Source organism: Paraburkholderia atlantica, from assembly GCF_009362785.1.
Taxonomy (GTDB): domain Bacteria; phylum Pseudomonadota; class Gammaproteobacteria; order Burkholderiales; family Burkholderiaceae; genus Paraburkholderia; species Paraburkholderia atlantica.
In genome coordinates this window covers 124,349-146,217 of record NZ_WHNQ01000010.1, presented here as the reverse complement: position 1 = coordinate 146,217, position 21,869 = coordinate 124,349, and the positions used below count along the sequence as shown (strand labels likewise).

Here is a 21,869-nt window from a genome sequence, read left to right as displayed (position 1 = left end):
GTCGACTCATCAGATCCCGCCCCGAGCTTACGTCGATTCTGTCCATCACGAAAACGAGTTGAACGGTTTGTTCCGTCAGTCGTGGATTTTCGTGGGCCTGAAACTGGAACTGCAAGGCAACGTGCATCAGGGCATGCGCGTGGGGAATAAGGAAATCCTTCTGCAATGCGACGAAGCCGGCAAGCCGCGCGCCTTTTTGAACGTGTGCTCGCATCGTCATGCGCGTTTGTGCGAGCCCGGGACGCATCGTGGTTTCGTGCGCTGCCCGTACCATAGTTGGGTTTACGACAAGACCGGTGTGCCACTCAGCGTGCCTCAGAGACAGGCATTTCCTCAAGTCGTCGCGGAGCCTGAGAAGTTTCGTCTGCATGAGTTTGCTTGCGACGCGGCAGGGGAATTCATCTTTGTGCGCTTGTCGGAAGAGGGCCCCAGTCTGCGCGAGTATCTCGGTTCGCAGTACGCCTTTCTCGAACGCGCAAGCGAAGGCATGGACACGGTGCTGGATGAGTTCCGCGAAGATGTCGGAGCCAACTGGAAAGTCGTGATCGAAAACGCCTTGGAGGGCTATCACGTCCCCTCAGTGCATTCCGGCACGTTCATGGAAGTCGACGGGATGAGCCGCGAGAAGGAAGCTCCGCGCTTCTTCTTCGACGACACCCGGCACAGTCATCTGGAGCACGAGGCCAACGCCGATTGGGTCGCGCGTTTCAAGCGCATGGAGTCCCGAATCGGCCGCTGGCCATGGCGTTTCGAGCATTACACACACCATCACATTTTTCCGAGCCTGACCGTGACGTCCTTTATGGGCTATAGCTTTCACGTGCAGCGTTTCGATCCGACCGCCGCGGAGACAACGACGGTGCATTCGCGCACGCTCGGCGTCAAATTCGAAGGAAGCACCGAGGCCGGGAAAAAAATGATGGAGCACATCCATGCCGATGGGCACGCCTTCACCAGGAAAGTGTTTGCGGAAGATGGCGGGATTTGCGCCAAGGTGCAGGCGGGCGTGCGCCATGCGACGAAGCTGGCTGTTCTCGGCGAGGGGATCGAAGACCGTGTTCGTCATTTTCACCGTGCCTATATGTCGGAAACAAATAAGTGAAAATTCTATTGATTGGTGGCAGCAATCTGGTCATGACCAGTGGTATCAGCTTGCAATTGCCACGGTTCTTGAAGATGGCTGGACTGGCTGCTGATCCGGTTGTCACCAATTTGTCAGTCGGCGGAACGGGGAGTTTGTTCGGACTTGAGAGGCTTGTCCGCCACGACGGCGCAGATTATGACCTGGTCGTGATTGAATACGGGATCAACGACCTGTTCGCTTTTCAAAAAGACGTGTGTCTGTGGAGAGCAGGATTCCGGGGATTGCTGGAGCTGGTTTGCAGAAAATTTCCATCTGCGATGATTGTCAGTCTGATTTTGGGAAGGCGCTCGGAAAGTACCTGGTACGATCAGAGCGAGATGCATGACGAAATGACCGCGATATCCGCGGAATATGGCGCCACTGTCGTCAATGCTGATGGGCACTTCAAACGTAGCGGACTCGGATTCGGGGAGGGATTTGCCTCCTTGTATCGAGACCTTACTCATTATGCGACGCCACTGGTCGATGGTTATATCGCGCAGTACTGTGCCTTGCACATTGCGAATATCATCAACAAGCCAAGGTCACGAAATGGTTCCGGGCCTTCTGCGGATACAGGTCGGATACGGATGCACGTAACGCCTTTCCCTGGTGCACAAAGAGATTTCAAGGGATCGCGTTTCCAATGGCGTGCAGGAAGGCTTGATCTCGGGAAAAAAATTGCAATCGATGTCAAGGGCGTTCCCATCGGCATGTCCTTCGTATCCGTCCCCGAATCGTGTGCGTTGCATCTTGATATTGCCGGCAAGAAGTGCATCGTTAATACCTCTACGGCGTGGACTCAGAATGGGATGTTTCCATTTCTCGTTACGCATGCCCCGCTGCTTCGAATATGGAACAAGAGCGAACCGCTTCCAGATTTCACTCGCGTTGAAATTACTGCAATTGACACTGCTTCCGTATTATGGAAGCAGTCGCTGGTACAAGAGCATGGCTATCCGGAGGGAAGCCCGGAACCCGTTGATAAGCAAATGGGGGAAAGAGCCTCAACTGCATATATCGACGCAATCACGTCATGGACCTATGAGAAGGACTCCGTTTCTGACAATGACGCGTGCGATCAAGGGAAATGTTCGCGAATAGCGCAGGCCCTGTGAACAGAATCTCACGCCAATTTGCTATTACAAGGGCAAGGCCGGCCTCATGATTTTTTCCAAGAACAAAAATAGAAGCTGCCGGGGATTAAAAGAAACAGAACTGAAATGACGCTAAAGAATATTTTTATTGCTGGCATGCCAAAATGTGGCACGACATCGTTGGCTGAATGGATGGTGCGAGGTGGACTTGCCGAATACAGAGTGCCAGGTGTCAAGGAGCCCCATCTATATGCAAACGACGACGCGCATCCATCCCTGCCAGCGTCGGCTTTGCCACTTTTGGATGCGAGCCAAGGCTATGCCAACCCAGTAGTGATTGGACGATTGCCGGAGCACGATACGCATATCGTTATCTGTCTAAGAAATCAATTCGACAGGGCTTGGAGTCACTACAAGATGTACAGGCTTCTGGGCGCAGATAACAAGAGCGCAAGCGATTTTTTTATGTCGTTTCCGGGCAAATATGAAAATCGGGAGTTTGTTGACTCGGAATTGGCACTCAATGATGTGTGGGCACTCACCAAGAAATATTTCGCACGCCGCAGTCACGCGGTAGTCGAGAAATATTTCAAGAAAGAAGTCGGGCATCTTATGTCCCACAGTTTCCTTGAGCGAATCCAATATGAGTTAGCCTTTTATCTTTCGCGGCGAACCTTCCCGCTCTTTTCTGTTCTTGGTGCCAGTTTGTATTATTTTCCAGTACGTAGCCTGCTGGAGAAATACCAACCTTCGGATATTTCCGTCCTCTCCGTCAATCTGTTGCGCGATTCGGATACAAGGGACCGCTTCGTCCACGGCGTGTTCGACAAAGAGCAGGAGACGCCAGACATCCCCGTCTTTTTCAGCAGCGCTGAAGTGGAATTCGAGCAGCCTAAGCCGGACTTCAACGACAAGGCATTCGATTGGTTGCGCGCGTTTTTCGGCTATGACCTTGCCCAAGCAAGACCGTTGATCGAAACAACGCGTTTCGGAAGCAGTTTGTTGGATAACAAAGCGTTGGATCGCTATCTCTAAGGAGCTCCAAGGAAACACGCATTGGCCACGTGATTCCTTGTTCTGGCAGGGGCGGTCCGGCGGGCGGTCATCAGCGATTGAAGCAGCCTTGACCGCGCTCCCTGTCCGCTAACTCCCATATTTCCGCAAATACCGCTCGTACCCCTCACGCCACCCCGGCGAACCGAACGCCCCCCCGCTTTCATGCACCACGCTCAACGGCCACGTGCCCATGCGCAGCCCCTTGAGCTCGGCCTCGCGACAAAAATCCATGTCGTAGAAATGGAACTTGAACTGCTCGTCGAATCGCACGTCGCGGCTCACGAGCGTTTCGCTGTCGGCAATTAGCAGGAGACCGTCGAGGAGTTTGCATTCCTGTGCGACCGGGCCGAAGTTCGAAACCTCGTTGCATGGGAAGCCCTTGCCGTGGCCGACTGTCCCGCTCAGATACCGTCGCTCGTCCCAGCGCAGGTCCGGCGAGACGAAGGCCCATGACGGCTGATGCGGCACGCGACGCAGGTTGCCGGCAAGGCCCACCACGTCGAAACGCGTGAGCGATCGACGCACGCGCAGCTTCCAGAAGAAGTCGCTGAGCCAGATGTCGTCGTGAATGAAGACGAGAATCGCTGGGTCCTGCTTCGCGTGCTCGATGGCCTCGTTGTAGATGCTGGAGAGCCCGCGCGTGTTGTTGTCGAACAGTTGGAGCTGGACGTCGGGCTGGTTCGCGTAGGGCTTCAGCGAGCGGCCCAGTGCGGTTTGTTTCCAGAACTGCTCACGGCTGCAACGGGTGCCGCAGACCAAACGGATCGGCTTGATTGCCGCGGAGACGCTGTCTGCCTTCTCGCTCGACGTGACCGATGCCGAGGTTGTCCGGGCGGCGGCTGGTGTGTCGCTTGCGCGCGCCGCGATCGGCTGCGCCGGCGCATTCAAGTCGCGCGCCGGAACCTCGAAGTGCACGGGTTCCAGCCCGTCGCACCAGCGTTGCCACATCGTGCGCAGCGCACGCGATGCAGCGTCGGCGATCGTGCCCGCGCTGATCAGCGACGACTGTGCGCAGTGCGCTCGGAGCTCGCTGCGCACCATGGCGAGCGCGTCCGGGTCGGCGGCCAGCGCGACGCACTTGCTCACAAAATCGTCCTCGTCGCGCGCAACGAATGCCTCGTCGATGCCGAGGTGCGACAGCCATCCCGTGCTGCCGCGGCTGGCCATCGAGACGCCGGGCAGGGTCACGGTCGGAACGCCCATCCAAAGCGCGTGCATCGTCGTGGTCGAGCCGGCGAACGGAAATGCGTCGAGACACACGTCGATCTGATGATGCTGCTCCAGATAAGCCGCCATCCCCGCGCGCGGCAAGAAGCTGATGCGGCTGCCGTCGATTCCCTGGTCGGCGAAGAGCGCGCTCACCTTGCTCATCTGCTCCGGCGCCACAATCGCGCCGATGACCATCCGCGAGTCCGGCACTTCGCGTAGTACGCGCGCCCACAGCGCGATGACTTCCGGCCCGATCTTGAGCAGCTTGCTGAAGCTGCCGAAGGTCATGAAGCCGTTTTTCAGCGCCGGCAATGCGTTGACGTCCGGCGCGTGGGGGTGCGGCTTGAACGGTGCGAGCGCCGGAAGGAACACGAGCTTTTCCGAGAACTGCCCGGCGAACTGCGCGAGCGGCGTGACGAAGCGGTCCGACATGTAATAGTCGATGGCCGTCAGACCGGTCGTCGATGGATTGCCGATCCAGCTCACCTGCACCGGCGCGGGTTTGTGCGCGAAGGTGACCAGGCGGTTGCGTCCGGTATGGCCGGACAGATCGATCAGGATATCGATACCGTCGCCACGGATCTTTTCAGCGAGCGCGGCATCGCTGATGCCGGCAACCGGGTGCCAGCCTTGCGCATGGGCGCGGATCTGCTCGGTGTAGCCGTCGCTGATCGTGTGGTTCGAATAAAAGTGCAGTGCGAGGCTCGTGTCGCGCGCCAGATATTCGACGATCGACAGCAGGAAATATGCGATCGGGTGATTGGACAGGTCGCCCGAAACGAAGCCGATCCGCAGACGCCGTGACGGATTGCGCTGATTGGCGTGCTTTGGCCGGCGCGCGCGCAGGGGCGCCTCATGGCGGGTCGCGAATTCGCGGTATTCCGCGAAGGCGCTCGCCGCATCGAGACCGTACTGATGCATCAGGCAGAACAGCAGGTTGCTGCGCACCTGCGCCTGCGTCGGCGCCAATTCGAGTGCCCGGCGCAACGCGGACTCGGCCTCTTTGCTCTCGCCATACTCGAGCAGTGCGACGCCGAGCGCGTCGTACGCGAGGGCGTTGTCCGGTGTCAGCGCCACGGCACTGCGGAAACAGGCGATGCTGTCCGCGTGTCGCCCCATCGACTGCAGGACGACGCCCAGCGAATGGTGCAGTCCCGCGCTCTCGGGATGGCGTTTGAGTGCCTCGCGGCAGTGCCTTTCGGCTTGCTCGAACTGACGCGTGATTTTCAGCGCGTCGGCCAGCAGTGTCTGTGCGGAAAGCGTGTCGGGCAGCAGGGTGGCAGCACGCTCCGCAGCGTTCGCGAACTCAGTGAGCTTGCCCGCGCGCTGCAACGCGCACGCAAGGGCGAGCCAGCATTCTCCGTGCGACGGGTATTGCTCCGTCAAGCGATGCGCGATCTTGAGCGCTGCTTCGATTTTTCCCTTCGCGAAGAGATCCGTGTATTGGCGCATCTCCTTGGCGCTGGCGCGTCGGACATCGCTTCTTGCGGGCGCGGCTGCATCCGCTACCTTGAGGTCGTGTTCCGGTTGCCGATCGGCGGCTGGTGCGGCGGCTTGGTCTGGAACCGGCGAAGCGATATCGAAATGTTCGGGCGCGAGTCCGTCGCACCAGCGCTGCCACATGATGCGCAGCGCGCGCGATGCGGCGTCCGCGACTGGTTTCGCACTGAACACGGGTGACTGCGCGCAATGCGGGCGAAGCTCGCGGCGCAGCGTCGCGAGAGCCTCGATGTCGGCGGCGAGGGTTACGCACTTGCGCACATAGTCGGCCTTGTCATGCGCGACGAAGGGCGCGTCGAGTCCCAGCAATGAGAGCCAGCCCGTGCTGCTGCGGCTTGCCATCGAATCGCCGGGCAGCGTCACCGTGGGCACACCCATCCACAAGGCTTGCAGCGTCGTGGTCGAGCCGCCGAACGGAAACGCGTCGAGGCAGACGTCGATCTGGTGGTGCTGTTCCTGATAAACGAGCATGCCTTTGCGCGGCAGAAAACCGAGGCGCGCCGCGCCGATCCCTTCGGCGGCGAACCGCTCGGTCAGCTTGTTCATCTCGTCCTGACCGGAAATCGAACCGATGACGAGACGCGCATCCGGCACCTCGCGCAGTACACGCGCCCACAGCGCCACGACGGCCGGCCCGATCTTGCTCATCCGGCTGAAACTGCCGAACGTCAGGAAGCCATTGCGCAACGCTGGCAACTCGTTGACGGGCGGTGAGTTTTCCGGCGCCCTGAACGGGGCGAGGGCTGGCAGGAACACGAGTTTTTCTGAGAACTTTCCGGCGAACTGGTCGAGGGGCGTGACGAAACGGTCGGACAGGTAATAGTCGATCGACGTCAGGCCGGTCGTGGCGGGATTGCCGATCCAGCTGAGCTGAACCGGCGCCGGTTTGTGCGCGAATGCCGCGAGCCGGTTGCGGCCCGAATGGCCCGCGAGGTCGATCAGAATGTCGATGCCGTCAGCGCGGATCTGCTGTGCGAGCGCGCCGTCAGCGAGGCCGTACACTTCACGCCATCCATCGGCATGGCGGCGGATCTGTGCGGTGACGCTGTCGCTGGCCGGATTGTTCGAATAGAAGTGCAGCGACAGGTTGTTGTCCCGCGCCAGATGCTCGACGGTCGGCAAAAGAAACGACGTCACGGGGTGATTCACCAGATCGCCCGAAACGAAGCCTATGCGCAGGCGCCGCGATGGATCGCGGGCGTTCTCATGGCGGGGCCACTGCTCGCGAAGGGGCGCTTCGTGCCGTTTCGCGAACTCGCGGGCCTCGGCCTGGAACATCGCCATGTCGCGATCGACCTTGTGCATCAGACAGTGCAGCAAGGCGGTGTACGCGCTCGCATCCATCGGCGTCAATTCGAGTGCGCGGCGATACGCGGTTTCCGCCTCTTCATTCTGGCCGTGCCCGAGCAGAGCGGTGCCGAGCGTGCCATGGATGTCCGCATGGCCGGGCGCCAGCGCCGCGGCGCGGCGGCAACTGGCGATGCTGTCGGTGTAGCGGTGCATTCCCGTCAGGCTGTTCGCCAGCATGCGATGCAGTTCCGCATAGTTGGGGAATCGCGCGAGCGCCTCGCGGCAGTGGGCCTCGGCGCGCGGCCAATCGGCGATGGCGCAGAGGCCGCTTGCCAGCAGCACGTAGGAAACCAGATCGTCGCCGAGCAGTCGTACGGCGTGCTCCGCGACGGGCACGGATTCGGCGTACTGTCCCAGACGCTGCTGGGACAGCGCGAGCGCCCGCCAGCATTCTCCGTGCGACGGATAGTGCGTCGTCAGACGAAGGGCGATGTTCAGCGATGCCTCGATCTCTCCTCTACTGAAGAGGGCCGCGTGCTGGTTCAGCTCCTCTGTGCTCGCGCGACGCGTATCAGTCGAGGGCAGACGGGCGAGCAGGGTAGCGAGCGCCGGCTCGCGCACGCCGAGTTGCTGTGCCGCATCGCATGCCGCCCGGGCCGCTTCGGTCTGGCCGGTCTCGATCAGGGCGTTGATGTAGCCGACCCAATACGCGCCGTTGTTCGGTTCACGGCCGAGTGCGGCTTCGAAATGCGGCCACGCCTCGTCCTGCCTCCCGGTTTGCACGAGCAGCAGGCCGAGGTGGTGATTGGCACTGGCGTGATCGCGAATCGCGTCGAGAATCGCGGTGTAGTGCGAAGCGGCCTGGTCGAATTCCTGCCTGCGATGATGCTCGAACGCCGCCTGCATGACGACCGCGATGTCGTGCTCCAGCTGTTGTTCGGGCGCCAGGGCGTCGGTTGGGAGGGTAGGAAGGGACATGTCGAATTCGCGCGAGGTCGCAAGGAGGCTAAGTCTGCGATTATGGGGTGGGGTCTGGTGGGCCGATGCGTCGAGCTAACGCCAAAACGGTCGTCAATTTGGCGGCATATCGCGGAATTGCGGGGTCTGCGCAAAGACAAGGCGAACTTGCCACCATCGCGAGCTCTGTTGCGCCGTGCTGCAGCCTTGTTCGGGGCGGCGTATGCTCAACGGTCCCGGGATTTCCCACCCACCTCCCGCATTGCCTTCGCCCACTCGTACTGGAGCCATCATGGAACTACGCAGGATCGGCACTTCCTCGTTGCAGGTCGCCCCGCTGATGTTCGGCGGCAACGTATTCGGCTGGACGGCCGACGAAGCCACCTCTTTCTCGATCCTCGATGCGTTCGTCGACGCCGGACTCAATTTCATCGACACCGCCGATGTCTACTCCGCCTGGGTGCCCGGCAACCAGGGCGGGGAGTCGGAGACGATCCTCGGCAAGTGGTTCCGGCAGAGCGGCAAGCGCGAGCGGATCGTGCTCGCGACCAAGGTGTCGAAGCATCCGCAGCGCAAGGGGCTGTCGGCCGCAAATATTCGGGCGGCGGTCGAAGACTCGCTGCGCCGCCTGCGAACCGATTACATCGACGTCTATTTCTCCCACGACGACGACACCGCGACGCCGCTCGTCGAAACGCTCGGTGCGTATCAGAAGCTGATCGAGGCGGGCAAGGTGCGCGTGATCGGAGCGTCCAACTATCGTGGCGCGCGCGTTGAGGAAGCGCTTGCGGTGTCGCGCGAGCATGGCCTGCCCGAGTACCAGTTATTGCAGCCCGAATACAACCTGTACGACCGAGCGCAATACGAGAGCGACAGCGAGCCGGTGGCGCTGGCGAATCATCTCGGCGTGGTGGTCTATTACAGCCTCGCGAGCGGGTTCCTGTCAGGCAAATACCGCAGCGAGGCCGATCTGGCCGGCAGGGCGCGCGGGAGCCGGGTCGAAAAATACCTGAACGGGCGCGGCTTGCGGATTCTGGGCGCGCTCGACCGCGTCGCGCAACGGCACGGCAGCACGCCGGCCGCGATCGCGCTTGCATGGCTGATCGCGCGGCCGAGCGTTACGGCCCCCATTGCGAGCGCGACCTCGGTCGAGCAGTTGAACAGCCTGGTCGCCGCCGTCCACCTGTCCCTCACCGCCGACGATATCCGTGAACTGGACGAAGCAAGCGCCTGGTAGGGCGAGCGCCTTGGTGGCCGATGTGGACGTCATCCGCGCCAGGGAAAAGCTTGGCGCAATCGGTAAACCCCTGGTAGGATGGAGAGTTTCCTGATATGATCGGGAGTGAATTGAGATCTTTGCCTGTTTCGTCAGTGTTCTTCATTGATGAAAGGTTGGCGAAACGGCAACAGACGCGGCTTTTGCATTACGTCTGTCCGCGTTCCGCGGTGAACTCCCCACCTCTCTTTTCCGGCCTCCGTGGCCGCTTTGCCTCTCGCTTCATTCGTGGTTTGGCCGGGGTTGTTTATGAGCCTCGCGTTTGCCTGTTACTGGCCATGAATCGGAGTGACCGGAGTGCCGGTGCGTAAGTGGTGACCTGAGCGGTTACTGCCAAGCAATTAAACCCGTATCTAGTGATTGAGTTAGGAATTACATGACGACGATTCTTCTGAAGGAAAACGAGCCGTTCGAAGTGGCAATTCGCCGCTTTCGTCGCGCAATCGAAAAGAATGGCCTGATCGCTGAACTGCGTGAGCGCCAGTCGTACGAAAAGCCGACCACGGCTCGTAAGCGCAAGAAGGCAGCAGCTGTCAAGCGCCTGCACAAGCGTCTGCGCAGCCAGATGCTGCCGAAAAAGCTGCACTAAGCACGCTTTTTACGTACGCCGAACGGCGGTGTGAGCTTCGAAAGAAGCCACATCGCCGTTTTGCTTTTAAGGCGGCGAATTTATGCGCCGCCGTGCAGCCGTTACGCCGCGGTCTTCAGCCGCTCGGCCGACAGACCGAATTCGCGCGCGATCGAGCCCAGCCGGTCGTGCCACTCCCATGTGCCGAACACGTCGTGCACGTTTTGCAGGCAACTGAGCAGAGCGATGGTGGCCGGGTCATACACATTGATGCGAGCGCGCAGCAGCGCTTTTTTCAGCGCGGCCACGCCGGCATCCATGTAAGCGGGCACTTCCGTCGGAGGTTTGCCGATGAAGCGCACTGGCACGCCTTCCATCGCAGTCATATAGTCGCGCGGCTTGATCAGGTTGCCGACCGGGCAGCCGCCACGATAGCCGCGGTAGGCGCCGCCGCCCCTCGGCAGCAATGCGGCGCGTTTCTGTTCGAACAGATGCGTGACGGACTGATCGTAAATATCCTGGTGGGTCAGGAAGCTAAGAGTTTTCATGGTTGGTCTCCCGCGTCCGAGGCGGCAGCTATTTGTTGTTGAGCGCGCATCGAGTGAGCGCATGGCGATGAGTATCCACCGCGCGCCGTCCGACGAAGGACCGACTACGAGCATGAAAGGGCGCCAATTCGCGAGTTTGCGCGTCCAGCGGACTCCCGGCCTCACCCTGCCTTGCGCCGACGCCCCTTCTTGCCCAGCGACGCGCATCGCTCACGGCACATGCAGGTCGTCTCATGGTCGTTGACCATGCCGACCGCCTGCATGAATGCATAGCAGATCGTCGAACCGACAAATTTGCAGCCGTAGCGCTTGAGCGCCTTGCTCAGCGCGTCCGATACTTCCGTCGATGCAGGCGCGTGCTTATACGAAGCCCATTCGTTCTGAATCGGCGTGTCGTTGACGAATGACCACACGAAGCTCGCCAGTGAGCCATGTTCGGCCTGGATCTGCTGCACGGCGCGCGCGTTCTGGATGGCCGCCTCGATTTTGCCGCGGTGGCGCACGATGCTCTCATCGGCGACGAGTGCATCCACATGCTTCGGCGTGAAGGCCGCGACCTTATCGATGTCGAAGTCGGCGAAAGCACGGCGGTAGCCGGCGCGCTTGTTGAGTATCGTCGACCATGACAAACCGGCCTGCGCGCCTTCGAGCACGAGCATTTCGAACAGGTGCTGGTCGTCGCGCGAGGGTACTCCCCACTCGGTGTCGTGGTACTGTGCGAGCGCTTCGCTCGATACCCAGTTGCATCGTTGTGTCACTGTCGCGCTCCCGCGTGGTCGTATCGATCGCCAGCATAGCGGAAGCGGTGTATGCCGCAAGCTGGCCAATTGGCCAATTGCACGATTCAAACTGACCTGCCACGCTAAGCGTTATTCACCCACGGAACTGATTCGACTCGATGAACCACGACTTCTTTCTGATCGGCGTCGACGGCGGCGGCACCGGCACGCGCGTCGTCCTCGGCGATGCGCAGGGCCGCGAACTGGCGCAGGCGGCAAGCGGCCCATCAGGTCTCGGGCTCGGCATCCCGCGCGCATGGCAGTCCATTCAAGCCGCCTGCGGTGAAGCCTTCGAGCGAGCCGGAGTCGCGCTGGACTGGTCGCGCTGCGTGCTCGGTTGCGGACTTGCGGGCGTCAACAATCGCGACTGGCTCGCCGAGTTTCACGAGCAGGCGCCGCGACTGGCCGGACTGGCGGTCGAATCCGACGCCTACACGACCCTGCTCGGCGCGCACGACGGCGCGCCCGGCGTGATCGTCGCACTCGGCACCGGCAGCGTCGCGGCCTCGCTTGCGAGCGACGGCGAATTCCGCATGGCTAGCGGCTACGGCTTTCCGTCAGGCGACGAAGCGAGTGGCGCGTGGCTCGGCCTCCGACTGATCGTGCACGCGCAGCAGGCGCTAGACGGCCGTGCGCCCATCGACGATCTCGCGCATGCGTTGCTCGCGCATACCGGCACTGAGGATCGCGACAGCCTGGTCGTGTGGCTGTGCGCGGCCAATCAGACTGCCTACGCACGGCTCGCACCGATCGCGATCGAACACCGCGCACATCCATTCGCGGCGCGCTTGCTCGGCGAGGCCGGTGTCGAAGTCGGCAAGATGATCGCCGCGCTGGACGCGACGGGCTCCCTGCCGGTCGCATTGTGCGGAGGCCTCGGCGTGCCGTTACGCGAGTACGTGCCCCAGGTGTATCAGGCGCGCCTGCGCGAGCCGCGGGCGGATTCGGCGCATGGCGGCCTGCAACTGGCGCGGCGCGAGGCGCAGCGGCTGGCTGGACGAGACCTGTAAAATATCCGCTTTGACGCTGCCTCGACGGCTCAGCCGCCGGACTCACCATGTATAAAGTCATCGCCACGGATCTCGACGGCACACTGCTCAACGCCGATCACCAGCTAGACCCGTTCACGGTCGCCACGGTGCGCAAGCTCGAAAGCGACGGGCTGCAGTTCGTGATTGCCACGGGGCGGCATTACTGCGACGTCGCCGGCATTCGCGATCTGCTCGGCATCAATCCATATCTGATCACGTCGAACGGCGCGCGGGTTCATGCGCCTGACAACACGGTGATCCACGCCGACGATCTGCAGCCCGCGATCGTCCAGCGTCTCGTGCAGCCTGAAATTGTCGGCGCGCATGGCCGAGTGATCGTCAGTCTGTTTGCAGACGAAGCGTGGCTGATCGATCGCGACGCGCCCCATCTGCTTGAATTTCACCAGGACTCGGGCTTCAGGTACGAAGTGACCGATCTGCCGAAGCACGATGGCGTCGACATTGCCAAGGCGTTGTATATCGGCGATCCCGCCGATCTCGCGCAGGTGGCCGCCAATCTGGAACGCGAATTCGGCGAGCGACTATACGTGACGTATTCGTTGCCGGATTGTCTCGAAGTGATGACCGCGAATGTGTCGAAGGGGCGCGCGCTGCAGATCGTGCTCGAGCGGCTCTCCGTCGACGCGTCGCAGTGCGTCGCGTTCGGCGACAACATGAACGATATCGATCTGCTCGAGACGGCCGGCCATCCATTTATGATGAACAACGCCAATCCCGATCTGATCATGCGTCTGCCGCATGTGCCGCGCATCGGCAACAATTTCGAGGCCGGCGTTGCGCATCATCTGCGCAAACTCTTTGCCCTCAACGACGAACTGGCGTCCTGAACCGCAATTACTCAAATTGAAAGCGGCCGCATTCACACTCGCGTGGATGCAGGCCGCAGAAGTTGCTCGCGAAGCGAGAAGCGCGGAGCGCGCTGTACTCCGCTTACGCTCGTCAATCCCGCCAGCCGCGGTGCTCACCGCGATAGTCATGACCCCAGCGACGATTGTCGTGACCCCAGCCGCGGTCATAGCGGTGATAGTCGCGGTAATAGTCGCCACGCGGGTAGCGATGATCCCAGCCGCCGTAATACACGGGCTCCGGCGCCGCATAGACGCGCGCGGGCGCGGCATAAACCGGGGCGCCGAGCGACAGGCCGACGCTCAGATCCGTATGCGCCTGGGCGACACCGCATGCGCCCGCCGCGAGTCCGGCAGCAACCAGCAAGTGAGTGACGATGCGTTTCATGTTGGTCTCTCCTGTGAGGCGACGTAGGTTTGTCGCACAGGACCAATGTACGCACTCGAGGCGGGGCGGACTGCGACTAGATGTTACGGACTGCAAGCATCGTCGAAGTCATCGCGGGCAGGCGGAAAGGTCGCGCGGACGGTGCGCGCAGGCACCTTACTTTGCTGTCCGCCGCGCCCCACGGGAGCTTTGCGGCTGGTTGATTCGAGCCGGCAGGCGGCTGGCCGCGCGCGCTTGCCGCTTGATGAGCCAGCACACGTAATCGCGGCTTACATCTGTATTACCGAATTAATCCGCCGCCGGTGCCGAAGCGTTCGAACTGGAGGAAGAGGCCGCCCCCGCCGAAGACGCCGGCACTCCCGGCAATGCCGCACAAGGGCAATCGGTCGCGCGTCCATCCAGCCCTTCGCGGTCGTGTTTGAAGCTCGCGCGCGGCGTGCCGTTCTGCCAGTCGAGTCGGACGATGTAAATGCTGTCGAAGTCGTCGCTTTGCCATTTCGGCACGTCGGCCGCGCGACCGCCATGCGCGCTCAACATCTGCCGCAATAGCTTTTCGATCAGCTTGTGCTCCCAGGCAATGACGATCAGCTTGCCGCGATTGGCCGGATCGACCAGCGCGTTGCCGAGCTGGTCGATCTGCGCAAAGCCGTACGGCGTTTCCACCGGCATCTGGAATTGAATCGCGGTCGGCTCGATCGTCGCGAGCGGGCGCACGTAATAGTACGGATGACCGCCGTCGTCTTTTTGCTGGCCGGGGTCGGGCGCGTAGATCGCATCGGGTTTGCCGAATTTGGCGGCGATCACGGCCGGCAACGCGAGCGCGCGGTTGAGCCCCTGGCAGTCTAGCTGGCCGTAGCCTTGCGCGGGCTTCTCGCCGTGACGAACGAATACGAGGGTTTCGATATTGCCGCCCGCCGCAGCTACGGCGGGGGCCGCGGTTGCGACGACAGTCGCCGTGTTCGTCGCCGCGTTCGCGGCCAGCAACGTCAGCGTGCTCGCGCACAAGCCGCCGAGCGACAGTGCAACGCCTTGCAGGAATCCGCGGAAACGGTTCATCGAAAGCACCTGTGCGAGGCTGGGAAGTCGCCCGATTCTAGCAGCGGTGCCCGCCGTCACGCGGCCGCCGCGGCACTGATATCGCATTGGCGCTCGCAATGAATAATGGGCGCCGGGACGCCCATTCATCCGGACTACGCGACGATCACGCGACCGACGCGTCGAACCGGCCGTCAGTCGAGCGCCAGCTTGCTCGCATCGCTGCAGCGATCCTCGGCGATCAGCGGATAGACGACACCCGCGATCACCGCGCCGATGATCGGCGCGGCCCAGAACAGCCAAAGTTGATCGATCGCCGCGCCGCCGACGAATAGCGCCGGGCCCGTCGAGCGCGCCGGATTGACCGACGTATTGGTGACCGGAATCGAGATCAGGTGGATCAGCGTCAGGCACAGGCCGATCGCGATGGGCGCGAAGCCGGCCGGCGCGCGGCGATCGGTCGCGCCGAGAATCACGAACAGGAAGAAGCCGGTCATCACCACTTCGCAAACGAAGGCGGCGGCGAGCGCGTAGTGCCCCGGCGATTGCTCGCCATAACCGTTCGTCGCGAAGCCGCTTGCGACCAGGTCGAAGCCCGGCTTGCCCGACGCGATCAGCGACAGCACGAATGCGCCGAGCACCGCGCCGACGACCTGCGCGGCGATATAAGGCAGCAGATCCCGCAACGGAAATCGGCCGGCGACAGTCAGGCCGACGCTCACCGCCGGATTCAGGTGGCAGCCCGAAATGTGGCCGATCGCAAAAGCCATCGTCAGCACGGTCAGGCCGAAGGCCAGCGACACGCCGACGAAACCGATGCCCAGACCATGAACCGGCCCGGCGAAGTTGGCGGCGAGGACCGCGCTGCCGCAGCCTCCGAGCACGAGCCAGAAGGTGCCGAACAGTTCGGCAACGAGACGCTTTGACAACTGCATGTTTGGTGATCCTAAAAAGAATTGGTACTTCAGAAGCACGCATCGAAAAGGGCGAGTACGTACCTTGAGCGCGCAATTCTAGGTAGGCAGCGCCAAATCGGGTGTCAAGGATTGTCAATCCGGACAGAATTTATAAACTATTGCGAGATAAAGCGCATGTTTTACAATTCACACGCTTTAATAATTATCAGAGGAAAATTCGCTAAACCGGTATTAATGGCCATTGCGAATTTTTATAATTGCAGCTAGTCTGCGGTCGAATGAGTTCTAGAAAGGGGAGAACCGAATGTCTCAATATGCAGACCTCAAGGCGCAGATAGCCAAATTGCAGGCACAGGCAGAAGAAGCGCGACGCACGGAAATCGACAATGTCGTCGCCGACATCCGCCAAAAGATCGCCGAATACGGTCTGACCGCGCAGGATCTCGGTTTCGCGGTCGCCGCCAAGCGCGGCCGCCCGCCCAAGAAGACGCCGCTGCCGGCGAAATATCAGGACCCGAAGTCGGGCAATACGTGGAGCGGGCGCGGCAAGCCGCCCAAATGGATCGTCGGCAAGAATCGCGAGCGCTTTCTGATTGGCTCGGCTTGATGTCCGCCCGAGGTGACGCGGTGCAAGCGGTCTGAAGGTTTTTTGCCGCTTGGCTTAATCGGCGCGCGCTAATCCGCGGTGGAAGCGCCACCATCGCAGTATTAAAAAAGCCGCCCATACAGGGCGGCTTTTTCGCGTCCGGCGGCGAGAAAGACTTCGTTTTCCGGTCCTGCAAACGATTCCGAAGCCGGATTCGTCCGCTATTGGGCGTTATAGGCGAAGGTTCGCAGCGCCGCTTCAAAGCGGACCGAGAACGGCCGGCCGTAAAAGCGACGGCCGTTTTCAAGCACGCTTAGCCGACCGCGACCTGGCGCAATACCGGGCGCCGCGACGTTTCAATCAAGGCCGAATAGCCGTCGACATAGTTCTGCGCCATCGTTTTCGAACTGAACCGGCGTTCGAACTGCGCACGGATTTCGGTGCGCGACAGCTCGTCCAGACGCTGCAGAGCCGCTACCGCGCCTTGCACGTCCTCGACGATGTAGCCGGTCACCCCGTGGTCGATCACCTCGGGCACCGAGCCGCGGTTGAACGCGATAACCGGCGTGCCGCAAGCCATCGACTCGATCATCACGAGGCCGAACGGCTCGGACCAGTCGATCGGGAACAGCAGCGCCTTCGCGCCGGACAGAAACTCGGGTTTCTGCGCCTCGTTGATTTCGCCGACGAACTCGACATGCGCCATCGACAGCAGCGGCTCGATCTCGCGCTTGAAGTACTCCATGTCGACCTTGTCCACCTTGGCGGCGATCTTCAGCGGCAGACCGCTTTGGGCGGCGATCTTGATGGCTGTATCGACGCGCTTTTCCGGGCAGATCCGGCCGAGGAACGCGAGGTACTCGGGCTTCTTGTGCGGCTGCGGCGTGAGCAACTGGTCCGGCAGGCCGTGATAGATCGTGCTGAGCCAGTTGGCCTGCTGCAGCGGCAGACGCTGCGAATCCGAAATCGACACCACCGGCACATGCGAGAACGCGTCGAACACCGGCTGCAATTCCGGCAAGTCGAGGCGGCCGTGCAGCGTGGTCACGAACGGCGTGTCCATCGTCGTGAACAGCGGGAACGGCATGTAGTCGAGATGGAAGTGCAGCACGTCGAACTCGTGCGCGACCTTGCGGACCTTTTCCATCATCAGCACGTGCGGCGCCAATGCATCGCGAATCGTCGGATCGAGGCGCAGCGCGCGTGGCCAGCACGCCTCGAGATTGGCGGACGTGACCGAGTCGCCGCTCGCGAACAGCGTGACGTCATGACCGAGGTCGACGAGCGCTTCGGTCAGATACGACACGACACGTTCGGTGCCGCCATAGAGTTTCGGTGGGACAGCTTCGTAGAGCGGCGCGATTTGTGCGATTCGCATGCGTTTTCTCCTGTATCGATCGGAGTTAGCGCGGGGGGCGCTGACCCGAATCCCATGCAGATTTTTGACACTTACCGGGGCTTCGCACGACGGCGGGATTGCTCGAGGTACGTAGGCCTAACGGGCGTTTGGGCGCGGTTGGCCCCGCCCGAAGGGTGCTCCGAAATAGGTATCGGGTAATCCCTTAGCCTCCATTATCGGGATCGACCGCGGTAATTCGAGTTATTTTTCAAACGCTTAATGTTGTTACAGCGCGAAACAAGGACCGTTACAGCTCGCGCGCACGGTCCAATCGCAACCGCTCCCAATAATCGGCAAACCGGATTCCGCCGACTCAGTCAACGGCCCAACAAGCGAAATGCACCCTAGCAAGCGGCGGACCTGAGGGTCCGATGACGCGCGAAACGTGTCTAACCGAGCCTGATTGCAGGCGGGTGAAAACGTCTTATAATTCTTTCTCACCGTTTTACGGTGCGGCGGTGAAGTTCCGGAAACTCACCAACCGGTACACGCCGCAACCGAATAAATTCCCAGCGCGCATCGTCAGTCCCGCCCAGCGCCTCAATTCGTCCCAATTCGAGCCTCGCCGCACCCTCGGTTGTAGGAATTATTCCTACACAAATGACGGATTAATCCGTCATCCAGGTGGGGTGTCTCTCCGATTTTCGGCTGTGCCCCCTTTCGAGACAATGCTTGCAAGACCAGAGACGAGTCGATTCGCGCGGGGTTCAGCGCGCGCGTTCGAGCAAACGTTTCCGCAAAAAAAATCGGCCTGACCAGCCGGGCATACGAACGGGGGAATCATGAGCACGACTAGCCACATGCTCAGTGAGATCAGGGAAGTCAATCTGTCCTATTTGCTGCTCGCCCAGCGTCTGCTGCGCGAAGACAAGCCGATGGGCATGTTCCGCATGGGTATTTCGGACCAGCTGGCCGACGTGCTCGCCAATCTGTCGTTGGCGCAGACCGTCAAGCTCGCGGCGTCCAACCAGATGCTGTGCCGCTTCCGCTTCGACGATCACGCGGTGCTGACCGCCCTCGCGGATAAGGACAAGTCCAGCGCGGTCGCGCAGGCGCATTCGGCGATCCTGATGGCGAGCCAGCCGGTCGAGCAACTCGGCTGATGGCCAGTAAGAGCGTCGTACTCGAAGCTCGGGAAATCACCCTCGCGATCGAGCTGATCGAACTGGGCGCGCGTCTGCAATTGCTGGAGGCAGAAACCAGCCTGTCGCGCGACCGGCTCGTCAAGCTGTACAAGGAACTGAAAGGGGTGTCTCCGCCCAAGGGCATGCTGCCGTTTTCGACCGACTGGTTCATGACCTGGCAGCCGAACTTTCATTCATCGCTGTTCTACAACATCTACCGTTTCATGGCCGGCCACGGCGGCTGCCGCGCGATCGAATCGATCGTGAAGAGCTACCGGCTGTATCTGGAGCACGTGCAGTTGCACGACGACGAGCCGGTGCTCAGTCTCACGCGCGCGTGGACGCTGGTGCGCTTCTTCGACTCGGGCATGCTGCAGCTGAGCGCCTGTCGCCGCTGCGGCGGCCAGTTCGTCGCGCACGCGCACGATCCGCAGCACGCGTTCGTTTGCGGACTGTGCCAGCCGCCGTCGCGCGCGGGCAAGACGAAGAAGGCAGCACAAACGCGGGCCGAGCGGCAAAGCGCCGTCGCCGAAATTCGGGCCGAGGTGCCGCAAGTGGCCGAAGCGCGGGCTCACGAGGCCCGCTGCACCGCCCTCGCGCTCGACACCTTCGTCACCGCCGAAGTCTGAGTGACACACGTTGAGGCAGCGCAAGCCTCTGGTTTACACCGGACGCAAGCGCCGTCTTTTTCCCCAAAGTTTTTCGCCTCGGTGCCGTAAACCTGACTAACGACGGTGACCGTCGCTTTTTTGTGAGGGCTCGGCAGTGCTGATATTCGTGGGAACACTCGTGACGCTGTTGTCCGTCTTCGGCGGTTACGCGCTGGAAGGGGGCCATCTCGGCGCGCTGCTGCAACCCGTTGAGGTGCTGATGATCGCCGGCGCCGGACTTGGCGCGTTCATTCTCGGCAACGGGATGAAGACGATCCGGGCGACACTGCGCGTCATTCCGACCCTGTTCAAGGGCGCGAAGTACAACAAGGACGTCTACATGGAGCTGATGGCGCTCCTGTACGTGCTGCTCGCGAAAGCGCGCAAGGAAGGCACGCTGACGCTCGAAGCCGACATCGACGATCCGTCGAAGAGCCCGATTTTCACGCAGTACCCAAAGATCCTCGCCGACAAGCACATCATCGAGTTCCTGACCGACTACCTGCGGCTGATGGTCGGCGGCAACATGAACGCGTTCGAGATCGAAAGCCTGATGGACGAGGAGATCGAGACGCACCACCAGGAAGGCGAGGCGCCCGCGCAGGCGCTGGCCAAGGTCGGCGATGCGATGCCGGCGTTCGGTATCGTCGCCGCGGTGATGGGCGTCGTGCACACGATGGCCTCGGCCGACCGGCCGCCCGCGGTGCTCGGCGAGATGATCGCGCAGGCGCTGGTCGGCACCTTCCTCGGCATTCTGCTTTCGTACGGGTTGATCGGACCGCTCGCGAGCGTCGCCGAACAGCGTGTGACCGAGTCCACCAAGATGTTCCAGTGCATCAAGGTGACGATCCTCGCGAGCCTGAACGGCTACGCGCCGGCGATTGCGGTCGAGTTCGGCCGCAAGGTGCTGTTCTCGACCGAGCGCCCGTCGTTCGCCGAGCTCGAAGAGCACGTGCGCCGCGTCAAGGCGAAATAAGGCTGAGACGGGAACCGAATCGATGAGCAGCAAGGACAAAGACCGCGCAATCGTTGTCAAGCGCTCGGCGCCGAGGAAGCATGGCCATCACGGTGGCGCATGGAAGCTCGCCTACGCGGACTTCATGACCGCCATGATGGCGTTCTTCCTGCTGATGTGGCTGCTGAGTTCGGCCTCCACGGTGCAGCTGAAGGGCATCGCCGAGTACTTCAACCAGCCGCTGAAGATCACGCTGTGGGGCGGTGATCGCAGCGCCGAAGACTCGAGCATCCTGAAGGGCGGCGGGCGCGACATCTCGACCGACGCGCAGGGCGTGACCCGCTCGACCGACGGCAGCAGCAACCGCGCCGAGCGCACCGCGTCGCGCAATAACGAAGACTCGGTGAAGCAGCTGCAAGGCGAGCTCGAACGCCGCGAGCAGGTCCGCCTGCACGACCTGCAGGTCAAGCTGATGGCCGCGATCGAGGCGAACCCGGTGCTGCGCCAGTTCAAGCAGCAGATCCGCATCGACTCGACCCTGACCGGCCTGCGCATCGAGATCGTCGACTCGCAGAAGCGGCCGATGTTCGCGACCGCGCGCGACGTCGTCGAACCGTACATGCGCGACATTCTGCGCGAGATCGGCCACACGCTGAACGACGTGCCGAACCGCATCATCGTCCAGGGCCACACCGACGCCGTGCCGTACGCGGGAGGCGAGAAGGGCTATAGCAACTGGGAGCTGTCGGCCGACCGCGCGAACGCGTCGCGGCGCGAGCTGGTCGCGGGTGGCATGGACGAAGCGAAGGTGATGCGCGTGCTGGGTCTCGCGTCGACGCAGAACCTGAACAAGGCGGACCCGCTCGATCCGGAGAACCGTCGCATCAGCATCATCGTGTTGAACAAGAAGTCCGAGGCGGCGCTCGATCACGACGATTCGACGACGACGACGCTGTCGGACGACGCAGCCGGCTCGAAGCCGTTGCTGCAAAAACTTGCGCAGCCGGTGACGGCTGCACCGAAGTTGCCGGCGGCGGCGCCGCCGGCAAAGTAACAGACCGCGGCCGCCGGGCCGGGGCCCGCGCCCGAACGGCGCGCCCCGCCCGGCGGCCCAGTGTTAAGCGCAGCGAGGTTTTCATGATCAGGCACATCCTGGCAGTCGACGATTCGGCATCGATGCGGCAGATCCTCGCCGCGACGCTGACAGGCGCCGGCTACGAGGTCACGCTCGCGGCGGATGGCAACGAAGGCCTCGAAAACGCGCTCGCGATGGCGTTCGACCTCGTGTTGACCGACCAGCACATGCCCGGCAAGACCGGTCTCGATCTGATCACCGCGCTGCGCGGAAATCCGGCCTATCAGGCGACGCCCATCCTCGTCCTCACGACGGAATCGGGCGAACCCTTCAAACAGGCGGCGCGCGCAGCGGGCGCGACCGGCTGGATCGAAAAGCCGCTCGACCCGGACATGCTGACCGAGCTGGTGGCTGCGCTGGCCGAACCGGACCCGGATTGA

20 protein-coding genes are annotated in these 21,869 nt (G+C 61.9%); 13 read left to right on the top strand and 7 right to left on the bottom strand.

All coding sequences use genetic code 11. The features are described 5' to 3' along the window. Positions 1 to 58 precede the first annotated feature (58 nt). From GCT19_RS17030 to GCT19_RS17020, 3 genes are all read left to right on the top strand, one after another. Complete coding sequence (locus GCT19_RS17030; protein WP_152852588.1) at positions 59 to 1,102, top strand: aromatic ring-hydroxylating oxygenase subunit alpha; 1,044 nt, start codon at positions 59 to 61, stop codon at positions 1,100 to 1,102. Continuing rightward, entirely contained in the window at positions 1,099 to 2,241 is a 1,143-nt protein-coding gene (locus GCT19_RS17025) for an SGNH/GDSL hydrolase family protein (protein ID WP_152852587.1), read from the top strand. The genes GCT19_RS17030 and GCT19_RS17025 overlap by 4 nt, the downstream gene beginning before the upstream one ends. 105 nt (positions 2,242 to 2,346) lie before the next feature. Continuing rightward, positions 2,347 to 3,255, top strand: coding sequence for a sulfotransferase domain-containing protein (locus GCT19_RS17020; RefSeq protein ID WP_152852586.1), 909 nt, complete (start codon positions 2,347 to 2,349; stop codon positions 3,253 to 3,255). Positions 3,256 to 3,363: 108 nt separating this feature from the next. Here the strand turns inward: GCT19_RS17020 and GCT19_RS17015 are convergent, their stop codons facing one another. After that, entirely contained in the window at positions 3,364 to 8,253 is a 4,890-nt protein-coding gene (locus GCT19_RS17015; protein WP_152852585.1) for an O-linked N-acetylglucosamine transferase family protein, read from the bottom strand. Positions 8,254 to 8,524: 271 nt separating this feature from the next. Here GCT19_RS17015 and GCT19_RS17010 point away from each other — a divergent pair, with 271 nt between their 5' ends. Together GCT19_RS17010 and rpsU are read left to right on the top strand one after the other, a co-directional pair. Beyond that, positions 8,525 to 9,469 (top strand): aldo/keto reductase, encoded by a 945-nt coding sequence (locus GCT19_RS17010; RefSeq protein ID WP_152852584.1) that lies wholly within the window; start codon positions 8,525 to 8,527, stop codon positions 9,467 to 9,469. 415 nt (positions 9,470 to 9,884) lie between these two features. Continuing rightward, entirely contained in the window at positions 9,885 to 10,097 is a 213-nt protein-coding gene (gene rpsU / locus GCT19_RS17005; RefSeq protein WP_006050883.1) for a 30S ribosomal protein S21, read from the top strand. Between the two features lie 101 nt (positions 10,098 to 10,198). Here rpsU and GCT19_RS17000 read toward each other — a convergent pair whose 3' ends face one another. Further along, positions 10,199 to 10,624, bottom strand: a complete 426-nt coding sequence (locus GCT19_RS17000) for a hypothetical protein (RefSeq protein ID WP_152852583.1) — start codon at positions 10,622 to 10,624, stop codon at positions 10,199 to 10,201. Positions 10,625 to 10,785: 161 nt separating this feature from the next. Further along, positions 10,786 to 11,382 carry a DNA-3-methyladenine glycosylase I gene (locus GCT19_RS16995; protein ID WP_176135933.1) on the bottom strand — a complete coding sequence of 199 codons (597 nt, stop codon included), beginning with the start codon at positions 11,380 to 11,382 and terminating at the stop codon, positions 10,786 to 10,788. Positions 11,383 to 11,522: 140 nt separating this feature from the next. On the opposite strand from GCT19_RS16995, the gene GCT19_RS16990 reads away from it, so the two are divergent. Beyond that, the gene (locus tag GCT19_RS16990; protein ID WP_152852582.1) at positions 11,523 to 12,413 is read left to right on the top strand and encodes a BadF/BadG/BcrA/BcrD ATPase family protein; all 891 of its coding nucleotides are present in this window, start codon (positions 11,523 to 11,525) and stop codon (positions 12,411 to 12,413) included. Positions 12,414 to 12,460: 47 nt separating this feature from the next. Beyond that, positions 12,461 to 13,282, top strand: a complete 822-nt coding sequence (locus GCT19_RS16985; protein ID WP_152852581.1) for a Cof-type HAD-IIB family hydrolase — start codon at positions 12,461 to 12,463, stop codon at positions 13,280 to 13,282. Between the two features lie 112 nt (positions 13,283 to 13,394). Here the strand turns inward: GCT19_RS16985 and GCT19_RS16980 are convergent, their stop codons facing one another. The 3 genes from GCT19_RS16980 to aqpZ form a co-directional block, all read right to left on the bottom strand. Beyond that, a complete protein-coding gene (locus GCT19_RS16980; protein ID WP_013090911.1) occupies positions 13,395 to 13,688 on the bottom strand; it encodes a PXPV repeat protein in 294 nt (97 codons plus the stop codon). A gap of 288 nt (positions 13,689 to 13,976) precedes the next feature. Further along, positions 13,977 to 14,744 carry a histidine phosphatase family protein gene (locus GCT19_RS16975; RefSeq protein ID WP_152852580.1) on the bottom strand — a complete coding sequence of 256 codons (768 nt, stop codon included), beginning with the start codon at positions 14,742 to 14,744 and terminating at the stop codon, positions 13,977 to 13,979. Positions 14,745 to 14,917: 173 nt separating this feature from the next. Beyond that, positions 14,918 to 15,658 carry an aquaporin Z gene (aqpZ, locus tag GCT19_RS16970; protein ID WP_152852579.1) on the bottom strand — a complete coding sequence of 247 codons (741 nt, stop codon included), beginning with the start codon at positions 15,656 to 15,658 and terminating at the stop codon, positions 14,918 to 14,920. 286 nt (positions 15,659 to 15,944) lie between these two features. Here aqpZ and GCT19_RS16965 point away from each other — a divergent pair, with 286 nt between their 5' ends. Further along, the gene (locus GCT19_RS16965; protein ID WP_013090908.1) at positions 15,945 to 16,247 is read left to right on the top strand and encodes an H-NS histone family protein; all 303 of its coding nucleotides are present in this window, start codon (positions 15,945 to 15,947) and stop codon (positions 16,245 to 16,247) included. A 292-nt stretch (positions 16,248 to 16,539) separates the two neighbouring features. Here GCT19_RS16965 and GCT19_RS16960 read toward each other — a convergent pair whose 3' ends face one another. Continuing rightward, positions 16,540 to 17,604 carry a glycosyltransferase family 4 protein gene (locus GCT19_RS16960; RefSeq protein ID WP_152852578.1) on the bottom strand — a complete coding sequence of 355 codons (1,065 nt, stop codon included), beginning with the start codon at positions 17,602 to 17,604 and terminating at the stop codon, positions 16,540 to 16,542. Between the two features lie 803 nt (positions 17,605 to 18,407). Here GCT19_RS16960 and flhD point away from each other — a divergent pair. The 5 genes from flhD to GCT19_RS16935 all read left to right on the top strand — a co-directional run bounded on the left by flhD (position 18,408) and on the right by GCT19_RS16935 (position 21,869). After that, a complete protein-coding gene (flhD, locus tag GCT19_RS16955) occupies positions 18,408 to 18,728 on the top strand; it encodes a flagellar transcriptional regulator FlhD (RefSeq protein WP_013090906.1) in 321 nt (106 codons plus the stop codon). Next, a complete protein-coding gene (flhC, locus tag GCT19_RS16950) occupies positions 18,728 to 19,378 on the top strand; it encodes a flagellar transcriptional regulator FlhC (protein WP_152852577.1) in 651 nt (216 codons plus the stop codon). Before flhD ends, flhC begins: the two co-directional genes overlap by 1 nt. Before the next feature lie 136 nt (positions 19,379 to 19,514). After that, positions 19,515 to 20,375: a flagellar motor stator protein MotA gene (gene motA, locus GCT19_RS16945; RefSeq protein ID WP_013090904.1), complete on the top strand. Its 861-nt coding sequence runs from the start codon at positions 19,515 to 19,517 to the stop codon at positions 20,373 to 20,375. A 22-nt stretch (positions 20,376 to 20,397) separates the two neighbouring features. Beyond that, positions 20,398 to 21,408 (top strand): flagellar motor protein MotB, encoded by a 1,011-nt coding sequence (motB, locus tag GCT19_RS16940; protein ID WP_013090903.1) that lies wholly within the window; start codon positions 20,398 to 20,400, stop codon positions 21,406 to 21,408. 83 nt (positions 21,409 to 21,491) lie between these two features. Then, positions 21,492 to 21,869, top strand: coding sequence for a response regulator (locus GCT19_RS16935; protein ID WP_013090902.1), 378 nt, complete (start codon positions 21,492 to 21,494; stop codon positions 21,867 to 21,869).